Annotated in this window: 12 protein-coding genes; 3 read left to right on the top strand and 9 right to left on the bottom strand. The window is 70.8% G+C overall.

Annotated features, from left to right (window positions below):
- Positions 1-8: 8 nt before the first annotated feature.
- The 3 genes from DX116_RS16110 to hrcA are packed head-to-tail and all read right to left on the bottom strand — an operon-like array spanning position 9 to position 2,597.
- Positions 9-383, bottom strand: coding sequence for a histidine triad nucleotide-binding protein (locus DX116_RS16110; RefSeq protein WP_233556828.1), 375 nt, complete (start codon positions 381-383; stop codon positions 9-11).
- Complete coding sequence (dnaJ, locus tag DX116_RS16115) at positions 380-1,534, bottom strand: molecular chaperone DnaJ (RefSeq protein ID WP_119705223.1); 1,155 nt, start codon at positions 1,532-1,534, stop codon at positions 380-382. The genes DX116_RS16110 and dnaJ overlap by 4 nt, the downstream gene beginning before the upstream one ends.
- Positions 1,535-1,580: 46 nt before the next feature.
- Entirely contained in the window at positions 1,581-2,597 is a 1,017-nt protein-coding gene (gene hrcA, locus DX116_RS16120) for a heat-inducible transcriptional repressor HrcA (protein WP_119705224.1), read from the bottom strand.
- 122 nt (positions 2,598-2,719) lie between these two features.
- Between hrcA and DX116_RS16125 the strand changes: the two genes are divergently transcribed.
- Positions 2,720-3,178: a hypothetical protein gene (locus tag DX116_RS16125; protein ID WP_119705225.1), complete on the top strand. Its 459-nt coding sequence runs from the start codon at positions 2,720-2,722 to the stop codon at positions 3,176-3,178.
- A complete protein-coding gene (locus tag DX116_RS16130; RefSeq protein ID WP_119705226.1) occupies positions 3,171-4,010 on the top strand; it encodes a DUF3097 domain-containing protein in 840 nt (279 codons plus the stop codon). The genes DX116_RS16125 and DX116_RS16130 overlap by 8 nt, the downstream gene beginning before the upstream one ends.
- 4 nt (positions 4,011-4,014) lie before the next feature.
- Here DX116_RS16130 and DX116_RS16135 read toward each other — a convergent pair whose 3' ends face one another.
- The 4 genes from DX116_RS16135 to DX116_RS16150 all read right to left on the bottom strand — a co-directional run bounded on the left by DX116_RS16135 (position 4,015) and on the right by DX116_RS16150 (position 8,687).
- Complete coding sequence (locus DX116_RS16135; protein WP_119705227.1) at positions 4,015-4,863, bottom strand: CHAP domain-containing protein; 849 nt, start codon at positions 4,861-4,863, stop codon at positions 4,015-4,017.
- A 117-nt stretch (positions 4,864-4,980) separates the two neighbouring features.
- Positions 4,981-6,117: a radical SAM family heme chaperone HemW gene (gene hemW / locus DX116_RS16140; RefSeq protein WP_119705228.1), complete on the bottom strand. Its 1,137-nt coding sequence runs from the start codon at positions 6,115-6,117 to the stop codon at positions 4,981-4,983.
- A gap of 30 nt (positions 6,118-6,147) precedes the next feature.
- Positions 6,148-7,983, bottom strand: coding sequence for an AMP-dependent synthetase/ligase (locus DX116_RS16145; RefSeq protein ID WP_119705229.1), 1,836 nt, complete (start codon positions 7,981-7,983; stop codon positions 6,148-6,150).
- Positions 7,984-8,048: 65 nt separating this feature from the next.
- Positions 8,049-8,687, bottom strand: coding sequence for an MOSC domain-containing protein (locus tag DX116_RS16150; RefSeq protein WP_233556830.1), 639 nt, complete (start codon positions 8,685-8,687; stop codon positions 8,049-8,051).
- A gap of 52 nt (positions 8,688-8,739) precedes the next feature.
- Between DX116_RS16150 and DX116_RS16155 the strand changes: the two genes are divergently transcribed.
- Positions 8,740-9,984: an NAD(P)/FAD-dependent oxidoreductase gene (locus DX116_RS16155; protein ID WP_119705230.1), complete on the top strand. Its 1,245-nt coding sequence runs from the start codon at positions 8,740-8,742 to the stop codon at positions 9,982-9,984.
- 16 nt (positions 9,985-10,000) lie between these two features.
- Here DX116_RS16155 and DX116_RS16160 read toward each other — a convergent pair whose 3' ends face one another.
- Positions 10,001-11,089 (bottom strand): hypothetical protein, encoded by a 1,089-nt coding sequence (locus DX116_RS16160; protein WP_119705231.1) that lies wholly within the window; start codon positions 11,087-11,089, stop codon positions 10,001-10,003.
- A 4-nt stretch (positions 11,090-11,093) separates the two neighbouring features.
- Positions 11,094-12,950: a translation elongation factor 4 gene (lepA, locus tag DX116_RS16165; RefSeq protein WP_119705232.1), complete on the bottom strand. Its 1,857-nt coding sequence runs from the start codon at positions 12,948-12,950 to the stop codon at positions 11,094-11,096.
- Between the last annotated feature and the right edge of the window lie 47 nt (positions 12,951-12,997).

The following is a 12,997-nucleotide window of genomic DNA, read 5'->3' on the forward strand; positions in this document are numbered from 1 at the left end:
GGGTCGCCTCAGCCCGGGGGCCAGGTGAGGTCGCGGCCGGCGAGGACGTGCCCGTGCGCGTGGAAGACCGTCTGCCCGGCACCCTCGCCGGTGTTGAAGACCAGTCGATAGGAGTCGTGCCCCTCGGCCATCGCGATGCGCCGGGTCTCGACCAGCAGCGCGACGGCGGCCTCGGGCGAGGCCAGCGCCAGGCTGGCGGCGTCGGGCGCGTGCAGGCGCGGGATCACCAGGACGTGCGTGGGCGCCTGCGGGTTGATGTCGCGGAACGCCACGGTGTGGTCGGTCGTCGAGACGATCTCGGCCGGGACGTCACCGGCCACGATCTTGCAGAACAGGCAGTCGGGCACGGCCTCGAGGCCGTTGGTGCTGTCGGTGCCGCTCACTTGAAGGCGTCCTTGATCTTGTGGAAGACGCCCTTGTGGTGGGTGCCCATGAGCGCCTCGGGACGCTCCTCCTCGCGCAGCTTCGCGAGCTGCTCGAGCAGGGCACGCTGCTCGTCGTCGATGCGCGACGGCGTCTCGACGACGACCTGCACCTTCAGGTCTCCGCGACCCGAGCCGCGCAGGCGGGGCACGCCGAAGCCCTTGATCGTCATGGTCTCGCCCGACTGGGTGCCCGAGGGCACGTCGAGCCCGACGGTGCGCTCGCCCTCGGCCGTGCCGGCCACGTCGGCCTCGAGCGTCGGCAGGTCGAGGTGCGTGCCGAGCGCGGCGGCTGTCATGGGCACGCTGACCTGGCAGAACAGCTGGTCGCCCTTGCGCTGGAAGACCGGGTGACGGGCCACGTTGATCTCGAGGTAGAGGTCGCCAGCCGGTCCCCCACCGGGGCCGACCTCGCCCTCGCCGCCGAGCTGGATGCGCGTGCCCTGGTCGACCCCGGCCGGGATCGTGACCGAGATCGAGCGGCGCGACCGCACGCGGCCCTCGCCGGCGCACTCGGGGCACGGGTCGGGGATGACGGTGCCGAAGCCGTGGCACGTCGGGCACGGCCGCGACGTGCGGATGTCGCCGAGCAGGGAGCGCTGCACGTGCTGGACGTCGCCGTGCCCGTGGCACGTGCGGCACGTCTCGGGCTGCGAGCCGTTGGCGGCGCCGCTGCCGTCGCACGTGGTGCAGGTGACCGCGGTGTCGACCTTGATCTCGTGCGTGACGCCGAAGGCCGCCTCGGCCAGGTCGACGTCGAGACGCAGCAGGGCGTCCTGACCCCGCTGCTGACGCGGACGCGGACCGCGCTGCCCGTTCTGGCCGAAGAACGCGTCCATGATGTCGTCGAAGTTGAAGCCCTGCGCGCCGCCGCCGAAGCCGCCGCCGCGTCCGCCGCCCATGGGGTCGCCGCCGCGGTCGAGGATCGACCGCTTCTGCGGGTCGGACAGCACCTCGTAGGCGACCGTCACCTCCTTGAAGCGGTCGGAGGCGTCGGGCGCGTCGTTGACGTCGGGGTGCAGCTGGCGCGCGAGCTTGCGGTACGCCTTCTTGATCTCCTCGGGGGTCGCCTCGCGACCGACGCCGAGCGTTGCGTAGTAGTCCTGTGCCATGAGTACCGAAGTGCCCTTACGTGTGGTGGGTCAGTCGTGGGGTGGGTCAGTTGTCGGCCAGCGTGCGGCCGACGTAGCGGGCGACGGCGCCAACGGCGGCCATCGTCGCGGGATAGTCCATGCGGGTGGGTCCGACGGTGCCGAGCGTCGCGAGCGCGAGGTCGTCGGTGCCGTAGGCGGACGAGACGATCGCCGTGCTCGACAGCCCCTCGTGCCCCGTCTCGGTGCCGATGCGCACCGACAGGCCCTGGGTGGCCTCGCCGAGCAGGCGCAGCAGCACGACCTGCTCCTCCATCGCCTCGAGCACGGGCTTGATGGCGGTGTCGAAGTCGCTGCCGAACCGCGCCAGGTTGGCGGTGCCGCCCACGGCGATGCGCTCGTCCGAGCGCTCGTTGGTGAACGTCTGCGTGAGCGTCGTGACGATCGAGGTGACGACCGGACGGTCGTTGGGCGAGAACGTCTCGATCATCTCGGCGAGCTTGAGGGACGCCTCGGGCAGCCGCTCGCCCACCGTGGCGCGGGTGATGCGCGTGCGCAGGTCGGCCACGAGGTCGTCGCCGAGCGTCTCGACCAGCTCGATGATGCGCTGCTCGACCCGGCCGCTGCTCGTGATGACCACGAGCAGCACCCGCGACCCCTCGAGGGCCACGAGCTCGATGTGGCGGACCGTCGAGCGGGTCAGTGACGGGTACTGCACGATCGCGACCTGGTTGGTCAGCTGCGCCAGCACCTTGACGCTGCGCTGCACGACGTCGTCGACGTCGACGGCACCGGTCAGGAAGGTCTCGATGGCGCGACGCTCGGCCGGCGACAGCGCCTTGACGGTCGACAACCGGTCGACGAACAACCGGTACCCCTTGTCGGTGGGGATGCGTCCGGCGCTGGTGTGCGGCTGGGTGATGTAGCCCTCGTCCTCGAGGACGGCCATGTCGTTGCGGACCGTCGCGGGCGAGACGCCCAGCTGGTGCCGGTCGAGCAACGACTTGGAGCCGACCGGCTCCTGGGTCGCGACGTAGTCCTCGACGATGGCACGCAGCACGTCGAGTCGGCGGTCGTCTGACATCGTGTCCCTCTCGTCTGGCCCGGCCGCCGCCGACCGGGGTCGGGACGGTTCGATCGTCTTGGTCGCGCGGCGCCCAGCGCGTCGCTTTGGCACTCTCACCGGTCAAGTGCCAGTCTAACGACGTGGAGGGAATCAGCGAGACCCCTGACGGCCTCGTCGTCGTGACCGGCGATGAGCGATCCCTCACATACTCACCCCGCAGGATCGTCCTCGACGACGGCACCGTCGTCGCCCACGAGTCGCAGGGCGGCGAGATGTCGTCGGTGTGGGCCGCCGATCTTGGCGGTCCGGTCTTCGTCGAGGTGGCCTACCTCGGCGACGGACCCGTCGGCGGCGAGCTCGTCATGACCGTCTCGCACATCGGCGTCGACGAGACCCTGAGATTCGTGGCGCTGGGCGACCTGTGGGCCGCCGACCTGCCCGCCCAGGTGTCGCCCAGCTGGCCGGTCGCCGTCGACCTGGCGCTGGGCCTGCTCGACGGCGACGTCCGCCTCGTCGGCACCACGACCGACCACGGCCCGCTGACCAAGGCCGACGTCGAGGACCTGCACCAACGACTGCTCGGAGTGATCCATGGTTGACCGCTACGGCTCCGACGTGCTGTCGGGCGACTGGAAGAAGCCCCCACGAGGACGCTCCGAGGAGGTCGTCGTCGAGCGCGGCATGGTAATCGAGGACGCCACCAGCGGCTTCTGCGGCGAGGTGATGGCCGTCGAGAAGGACCTCGGCATGATGATCCTCGAGGACCGTCGCCTGAAGCGACGCTCGTTCCCGCTCGGACCCGGCTACCTGCTCGACGGCAAGCCGGTCGTCCTGCGTCCGCCGTCGGCCGCGACCAAGCACACCGCGACGCGCACCGCGTCCGGCTCGCGTGCGGTCCACGGCGCCAAGGCCCGCGTGGCCCTGCCCAGCCGCATCTTCGTCGAGGGGCGCCACGACGCCGAGCTGGTCGAGCGCGTGTGGGGCGACGACCTGCGCATCGAGGGCGTCGCGGTCGAGTACCTCGGCGGCATCGACGACCTCTCCGCCGTCGTCGACGAGTTCGCGCCGACCGATCAGCGTCGCCTCGGCGTGCTGGTCGACCATCTCGTGCCGGGCTCCAAGGAGACGCGCATCGCCGAGCAGGTCTCCGGCCGTCCGCACGTGCTCGTGGTGGGCCACCCGTACGTCGACGTCTGGCAGTCGGTCAAGCCGGCGCGCCTCGGCATCGAGCAGTGGCCGGTCATCCCGCGCGGGCAGGACTGGAAGCACGGCATCTGCCGCGAGCTCGGCTGGCCGCACACCGACCAGGCCGACATCGCCCGAGCCTGGAAGCACATCCTGAGCCGGGTCGACTCCTACGCCGACCTCGAGCCGGAGTTCCTCGGCCGGGTCGAGGAGCTCATCGACTTCGTGACCGCCCCGACCGAGTGAGGCCCTACCCGCCGACCGACACCGCCATGCTGCCCAGCAGCGTGTCGGATCCTCGGGTGCCTGGGGTGTTGAGGGCGTAGACGTACAGGACGGTCGCGCCGCGGGAGCGGAGCGTCGCAAGACGTTCGAAGCGGAAGAACTCGGTGCTGAACCGGAACGACTCGACACCCGGGGTCTCACGGGGTCCGCCGACGGTCACGAGGTAGTCACGCTGGCCTGCCGGGACGTCCGGCTCGTTGGCCGTCGCCGACAGCCGCACGGCTCCGCGTCCCTCGCCGCGCGCCCACAGGACCTTCCCGGACGGCGACCCGTCCGAGTCCTTGAAGTGGATGAAGCCGGACGGCCAGGCGCCGCCCTTGCGCTTGAGGACGCGCCACATGAACGTCCCGCCGAGGTGGTCCTCGGAGATGACGATCGAGCCGTCCTTGCGGACCGCCTCGACGTACGCGACGTGCCCGCCGGCCGACGCGCCGTGGTAGCGCGGCTTCCACCACGCGACCGAGCCGACCCTCGGCGTGCGGGAGACCGGCGTGCCGGCCTTGCGCGCGGCGGCGCCCCACGTGCCCGAGCCGTCGGCGCCCGGCGGACGCGGCACGGTGCGGCCGTTCGTCAGGCGGTACGCCACGTAGTTGGTGCAGTTGTGTCCCGGGCGCATGTTCCAGTACGAGCCGCGGTACACCGGCGCGTAGCCGGCGTCGCCACGGCCCTTCGCGGCACACTGCGCGAACCCCTTGCACAGCGTCGTCGAGCTGGACGCCGCCTCAGCGGGCGCCGCGACGACCCCCGCCACCATGATGATGATGGCCAGCACGAGCGCTCCCGCCGCTCGAGCCAGCCGATGCGCGCTGCACATCGCTCCCCGCTCCCCTGGTACGTCCTTCACGTGCCGGGTCCACTCCCACGGACCCGCTCCCAGGACAGACCATAAGGTGTAACCCGCAGTGACGCCGGCGGATCTCGGAGCGAGCTGTCAGTCGACGAGCTGTCGGACCACGGCGTCGGCGAGGAGACGTCCTGTCAGGGTGAGCACGAGCCGGTCGTCGAAGACCGTGACGAGGTCGCGAGCGGCCAGGTCGGCGACCTGCGCTCGTGCGTCCGGCGAGAGCGAGGCCAGCTCGAGGCCCGTCCGCAGACGGGTCTGCAGCATGATGCGCTCGATCTCCGCGGTGGCGGCGTCGATCGTCTCGCCGTCGTGGCGTGGGCTCTCGTCCGCTGCCAGCCGTTGCGCATAGGCGGCGGGGTGCTTGACGTTCCACCAGCGCTCGCCGGCCAGGTGCGAGTGCGCTCCAGGGCCGAAGCCGAACCAGTCGTCGCTGTGCCAGTACAGGACGTTGTGGCGGCACTGGGCGCCCTCGTCCCGTGCCCAGTTGGACAGCTCGTACCAGCCCAGGCCCGCGGACGTCAGCAGCTCGTCGGCCAGCAGGTACTTGTCGGCGGTCTGGTCGTCGTCGGGCATCACGACCTCTCCGCGGCGGACCTTGCGGGCGAAGGCTGTGCCCTGCTCGACGATCAGCGCGTACGCGCTGACGTGATCGGGCTCGAGGGCGACAGCCTGGTCGAGGCTGGCGCGCCAGTCGTCCATCGACTCGCCCGGGGTGCCGTAGATCAGGTCGACGCTGACCTGCTCGAAGCCGGCCTCACGGGCCCACCGCACGGCCTGCGGGACACGGGCGGGATCGTGCGTGCGCTCGAGGGTCGCCAGCACGTGCGGGACGGCCGACTGGACGCCGAACGAGATGCGGTTGAAGCCGCCGCGGCGCAAGGTGGCGAGCGACTCCGGCGTGACCGAGTCTGGATTCGCCTCGGTCGTGACCTCCGCGCCGGCCGCCAGGCCGAGCACGTCGTCGACGGCACCGAGCATCCTCACCAGGTCGTCGGCCGGCAGCTGGGTAGGCGTCCCGCCGCCGAAGAACACCGTCTCGACGGTGCGCCCGCCCGCCGCCGGGGCCGATCGGACGATCTCGGCGATCGCGGTGTCGGCGTACGAGGCCCTCGTCGCACCCTCGCCGAGCTCGTCGGCGGTGTAGGTGTTGAAGTCGCAGTAGCCGCAGCGCACCGAGCAGAACGGCACGTGCACGTAGACGCCGAGAGCCCGGCCCCGCGTCATCGGGGTCGGGCTCTCGGCGTCTGGCACCCGCTAAGCGTAGAAGCCGTCGAGGATCGCCTTGTTGTTGGCTTCGACGACGTTGCGCTTGACCTTCATGCTGGGCGTGATCTCACCGGACTCGATCGACAGGTCGTGGTCGAGGATCGCGAACTTCTTGATGGTCTCCCAGCGGTTGACCTTGGCGTTGAGCTCGTCGATCTGGCCCTGGATGACCTCACGCATCTGCGGCGAGCTGACGACCTCGGTGTACGACTTGCCCGCCATGCCGTGCGTGCCGGCCCACTCGGCGACGGCGTCGGGATCGAGCGTGATGAGCGCCGAGCAGAAGTTGCGCTCGTTGCCGTGCAACAGGATCTGGCTCGTGAGGGCGCTGATGCCCTTGAACATGCCCTCGATGTGCGGCGGGGCCACGTACTTGCCGCCGGAGGTCTTGAACAGCTCCTTCTTGCGCCCGGTGATGAACAAGAAGCCGTCCTCGTCGATGCGCCCCTCGTCGCCGGTGTGCAGCCAGCCCTCGTCGGTCAGCGTCGACGCGCTCTCGGTGTCGAGGTTGTGGTAGCCACGCATGACGTGCGGACCCTTGATGAGGATCTCGCCGTCCTCGGCGATCTTGGCCTCGCTGCCGGGGAACGCCATGCCGACCGAGCCGATCTTGAAGTTGTCGGGCTGGTTGACGAAGGCTCCGGCCGAGTTCTCGGTGAGGCCGTAGCCCTCGAGGATCAGGACGCCCGAGGCGTGGAACCACTCGGCGATGTCGGGCGAGAGCGCTGCCGCGCCGGAGATGAAGAACCGCACGCGTCCGCCGAAGCGGGCTCGCACCTTGGAGAACACCAGCTTGTCGGCGACCGCGAACTGCGCCTTGAGCACCGGCGAGACGGGCTGGCCCGAGCGGACGGCGCGCGAGTGCGCCAGGCCGACCTTCTCGGCCCAGCGGAAGATCTTGAGCTTGGCGCCGCCCTCGGCCTCGGTCATGCCGATGATGCGGCCGTAGGCCTTCTCGAAGATGCGGGGCGCGGCGCCCATGAACGTGGGCCGGACGACCGCCAGGTTGTCGACGATGCGCGGGACGCGACCGTCGATCGCCGTCGGGAAGCCGATCGCGAGCTGGGTCGACAGCAGCACCTTGCCGAACGAGTGGGCCATCGGCAGCCACAGGAACTGCAGGTCGTCCTCGCTGAGGATGCCGGCGGCGACCATGACGTAGCCCTCGTAGACCCAGCCGTCGTGCGCGAGACGGACACCCTTGGGTCGTCCCGTCGTGCCGGAGGTGTAGATCAGCGTCGCGAGCGAGTCGCCGGTCAGGGCCGCGACCCGGTCGTCGATGACGGTCGGGTGCTCGGCCAGGTACTTCTCGCCGAGGGCCTCGAGGTCGTCGAAGCTGATGACCCAGTCGCCGTCGGTCGCGCCGTCGAAGACGACGACCTTGCCGACGGACGGGAGCTCGGAGTGCTTGGCGCGCAGCTTGGCGACCTGCTCGTCGTCCTCGGCGAACACGACCTTGCTGTCGGAGTCGGCCAGGATGTAGGCGACGTCGTCGGCCATCGTCGTGGGGTACACCGTGGTCGTCGCGGCGCCCGCGGCGTTGATCGCGAGGTCTGACAGGATCCACTCGATGCGGGTGCCCGAGGCGATCGCGACGCGCTCCTCGGACTGGATGCCGAGCGACACGAGTCCGGCCGCCAGACGGGTGACGCGATCACCGGTCTGGGCCCACGTCAGCGACTGCCACGTCTCGTCGGCGTCGGGGTACCGATAGGCCTCGCGGGAGCCGCTGCTCTTCACTCGGTCGAAGAACATCGCGGACACGCTGGTCGGGCGACCTTCGATCACTGCGAGCTGTTCGGGGGTGACGACAGGAGCAGGCATTCGGTGATCCTTCACAGGTGCGTACTGAGGGAATGTGGTGCCGATCACCCTAACCTACCCGCCGGTCACCTGGCCGGATCGTTGCGTCGTTCACCCAGTCGGCGCGCGACGAACGAGTCGATGCGCGGCTCGGCGGCCAGCAGCGGGATCAGCTCGCGCTCGGTCGTCAGCGCGCGGAACAGCAGCTCGACGGTGACGTCGTGGTCGCGGCGCTCGACGACCTCGATCACGTCGCCCGCCTGGACGGTTCCCTGCTCGAGCACCCGCAGGTACGGCCCGGGCATGCGGCCCTGCGTGAACCGCTTGACCCAGCGCGGCTCGTCGAGGAAGCCCTGGAAGACCGAGCACGGGATGCGGACGCCGGCGATCTCGAGCAGCGCTCCCCCGACCCGCCACCGGTCGCCCGCGCGGGCATCGTTCAGGTCGATGCCGGTGGTCGTCAGGTTCTCGCCGAACTGGCCCGGCGACAAAGGACGTCCGAGCACGTCGCTCCACGCCTGCAGGTCCTCGGCGGCGTAGGCGTAGACGGCCTGGTCGGGGCCGGCGTGGTTGACCTGGTCGGCGATCTCGTCGCCGTCCAGGCCGAGCGTGCGGACGTGCACGGGCCCGTCGACCGGACGCTTGTCGATCGCGCTGCGCCTGAGCATGCCCCACGGGACGTCGACCGTCCGACCGACGTTGACGGACTCCACGCGCGCGCTCACGGGGACGAGGTTATCGAGAGGCGGGTTCTCGCGAAGGTGTCATCGTGGACGCATGACGAATCGTGCGGACGTAGACGTGGTCGTGGTCGGCGCCGGACTCGCCGGGCTTGCCTGCACCGCGCTCCTCCAGCAGCGCGGCATCGACACACGGCTGCTGGAGGCCTCCGAGGTCGTCGGCGGCCGGGTCCGCACCGACGCCGTCGACGGGCACCTGTGCGACGTCGGCTTCCAGCTGCTCAACCCCGCGTACCCGGCGGTGCAGGAGATGGTGGACGTCGACGCCCTGCAGCTCCAGCCGTTCGCCGCCGGGGTCAGGGTGCGACGAGGCGAGGGCGCGGTGACGCTCGGTGACCCACGTCGCGAGCCGAGGCTGCTGGCGTCGACGCTGCGCAGCGGCCTGCTGCGACCGAAGGAGCTCGCGGGCCTGGCGCGCTGGGCAGCACCGATCGTCGGCGGCGACCGAGCCATCTCGCGGCGAGACGACGCCACGCTGGCGGTGTCGCTCGACCGGGCCGGCGTCCGGGGTCCCCTGCGCGAGCAGGTGCTGGAGCCGTTCCTCGCCGGCGTCCTGGCCGATGACACCGGAGCCACCTCGGCGCGTTACGCGCGCCTGCTGATCCGGTGGTTCCTGCTCGGCACACCGGCGCTCCCCCGCGACGGCATGCAGGCCCTGCCGGCCCAGCTCGCCACGTCGCTGACGCGACCGGCCGAGACCGGTGTGCGGGTGACGGGGGTCGACCGGACGCCGGAGGGCGTCACGGTGCGCACCGCGGCAGGGGCGATCGACGCACGCGCCGTCGTCGTCGCCACCGACGCCGACGATGCGACGAGGCTGGGCGTGGTGCCCGGTGCCCCGCCCACCGGCGGGCTGGTGACGTGGTGGTTCAGCACGCCGGCCGGCATGCCGCAGGACCGCCTGCTCGTCGTGGACGGCGACCGTGGGCCGGTCGTCAACACGGCGGTCGTCTCGGCCGCGGCACCCAGCTACGCCCCGCCCGGACGCGACCTCGTGCAGGTGACGACGCTCGCCGGCGCAGGCCTCTCCGACGCCGCGGCACTGGCCGAGGCGGGCCGTCTCTGGCGCACCGACACCGCCAGCTGGGACCTCTTGGTGCGCCACGACGTCGTCCGGGCGCTGCCGCGAGCCGTCCCACCCCTCGACCTGCGTCGCCCGTCCGACGTCGGCGGTGGGGTCTTCGTCTGCGGCGACCACCGCGGCACACCGTCGATCCAGGGCGCGCTGAGCTCAGGTCAGCGTGCGGCCGCCGACGTGGCTTGTGCGCTCGGAGCTCGCTGACAGCGCGGCCGTGCGGTCACGAGACCCGGCGCGCTCTCCGACGCCACCAGCGCACTGCCAGGTCGACCACCGTGCCCGCTGCCATGACCAGGCCGACGACACCGAAGAAGGCGGACCCATCCGCCGCCCAGCTGGCCACGAAGAAGACGCCGATCGCCACCGACACGAGACTCGACAGGACGTACCAGGGTCGCAGCTCGCGAGCACCGCGGTCGAACCACCGCATCCACGCCGGGTCGTGCTCCGATGGTCTGACGGCCTGCCGCACGAGATCGCGGCCGGTCGCGGGCTCGACGACCCTCCCACCCGGCAGCTTGGCCACGGTCGTGCGTCCCTCGAGCACCGCCACCGCCGCCGGCGGGAGGCCGAGAAGCCCGGCCAGCGCGTCGAGATCGGGTTCGCGCCGCATCAGAGCCCTCAAGGACACCACGTCGTCATCGGCCAGGCCCAGCAGCGAGCCGATGGCGGCCGCGTCTCCCGTCACGCCGGGGTCGCGCAGCCCGTCGTCGGCCACGCCGAACGGCGTCCAGCCCGGCTCCCACACGTGCGAGGCTCGGCGGCTGCCCCGCTTCAGCACCTCGAGACCCACGTGTCCACCGGACCGCCAGAGCACGACCGACCGTCCCCTCGCGTTGACCAGCACGTGGACCAGCACGTCAGCGGCCAGGTCGTGGTCGTGAGCGATCCCCACCAGCAAGCGGTCGCCGACCCGGGCCTCGTGCAGGACGAAGGCGTCGTCGCGCGCCACGACCCCGAGCATCAGGTCGGCCGGCGGGGTGACGGCGACCGTCCGCGCGGGCCGGGCGCCCATGACGGGCCACTGCAGGTCGTGGGCCTCGGCCGCCGCAGTGCCCCACAGCGCGCCCGGCCACTGCGCCTCGAGACGCTCGAGCACCGCCTCGGCCTCGACATCGTCGGACGTCCCGTCCTCGGCGACGACCAGCGCGACGTCGTCGTCACCGACGACCCGTGCCACGGTCATGCCGTCGAGTCCCAGCGCCGCCCCGTCGACGACCGACCCGACCAGGCCGAGCCCGGCCAGCACCTGCGCCAGCTCGTGAGTCGATGCACCCCGCACGACCACCGGCACCTGTGCGTCGACCACGGCCCTACTTCTTGTCGACGTCGCCGGTCGAGAGCGCGGCGATGAACGCCTCTTGGGGGACCTCGACGCGGCCGACCATCTTCATGCGCTTCTTGCCCTCCTTCTGCTTCTCGAGCAGCTTGCGCTTGCGACTGATGTCGCCGCCGTAGCACTTGGCGAGCACGTCCTTGCGGATCGCGCGGATGTTCTCGCGGGCGATGACGCGGGCGCCGATCGCGGCCTGGATCGGCACCTCGAACTGCTGCCGCGGGATGAGCTCCTTGAGCTTGCCCGCCAGGGAGACGCCGTAGCCGTAGGCGTTGTCGCGGTGGACGATCGCGCTGAACGCGTCGACGACCTCGCCCTGCAGCAGCACGTCGACCTTGACCAGGTCGGCCGCCTGCTCGCCGGTAGGCTCGTAGTCGAGCGAGGCGTAGCCCTTGGTGCGGCTCTTGAGCGCGTCGAAGAAGTCGAACATGATCTCGCCCATGGGCAGCGTGTACTTGATCTCGACGCGGTCCTCGGACAGGTAGTCCATGCCGATCAGCACACCGCGCCGCGCCTGGCACAGCTCCATGATGACGCCGATGTAGTCGGACGGGCTGAGCACCGTGGCCCGCACGACGGGCTCGAGGACCTTGTCGATCTTGCCGTCGGACGGGTACTCGGACGGGTTGGTGACGACGATCTCCTTGCCGTCCTCCATCTCGACCCGGTAGACGACGTTGGGGGCCGTCGAGATGAGCTCGAGGTTGAACTCGCGCTCGAGGCGCTCTCGCACGATCTCGAGGTGCAGCAGACCGAGGAAGCCGATGCGGAAGCCGAACCCCAGCGCGCCGGACGACTCGGGCTCGTACACGAGGGCCGCGTCGTTGAGCTGCAGCTTCTCGAGGGCGTCGCGCAGCGTCGGGTAGTCGTCGCCGTCGAGCGGGTAGAGGCCCGAGTAAACCATCGGGTTGGGGGTCTTGTAGCCGCCGAGCGGCTCGGTGGCGCCCCGGATGTTGGACGTCACGGTGTCGCCGACGCGCGACTGGCGCACCTCCTTGACGCCCGTGATGAGGTAGCCGACCTCGCCGACCCCGAGGTCGGGTGCCTTGACGGGCTCGGGCGAGATGACGCCGACCTCGAGCATCTCGTGCACCGCACCGGTCGACATCATCTTGATCTTGTCGCGGTGGCTGAGCTTGCCGTCGACGACGCGGACGTAGGTGACGACGCCGCGGTACGTGTCGTAGACCGAGTCGAAGATCAGGGCGCGCGGCGGCGCGTCGGGGTCGCCCTTGGGCGGCGGCACCTCGTCGACGATCAGGTTGAGCAGCTCCTCGACGCCCTGGCCGGTCTTGGCCGAGACGCGCAGGACGTCGTCGGGGTTGCCGCCGATGATGCCGGCGATCTCCTCGGCGTACTTCTCGGGTTGGGCGCCCGGCAGGTCGATCTTGTTGAGCACGGGGATGATGTCGAGGTCGGCGTCGATCGCCAGGTACAGGTTGGCCAGCGTCTGCGCCTCGATGCCCTGCGCGGCGTCGACCAGCAGCACCGCTCCCTCGCACGCCTCGAGGCTGCGGCTGACCTCGTAGGTGAAGTCGACGTGACCCGGCGTGTCGATCATGTTGAGCACGTAGACCTCGCCGGCATCGTCGCCGCTGCTCTTGACGAACGGCATGCGCACGGCCTGGCTCTTGATCGTGATGCCGCGCTCGCGCTCGATGTCCATGCGGTCGAGGTACTGCGCCTTCATGTCGCGGCCGTCAACGACACCGGTGTGCTGCAGCATGCGGTCGGCCAGGGTCGACTTGCCGTGGTCGATGTGCGCGATGATGCAGAAGTTGCGCAGGAACTTCGGGTCGGTGGCCCCCGGCTGGGGAACGGGGCGGGAAGTCATAGTGCTCCCATCATCCCATCCCCCGGCTCCCGGGTCGCCCACCGGCG

It is taken from the genome of Aeromicrobium endophyticum, assembly GCF_003586285.1.
Lineage (GTDB): Bacteria > Actinomycetota > Actinomycetes > Propionibacteriales > Nocardioidaceae > Aeromicrobium > Aeromicrobium endophyticum.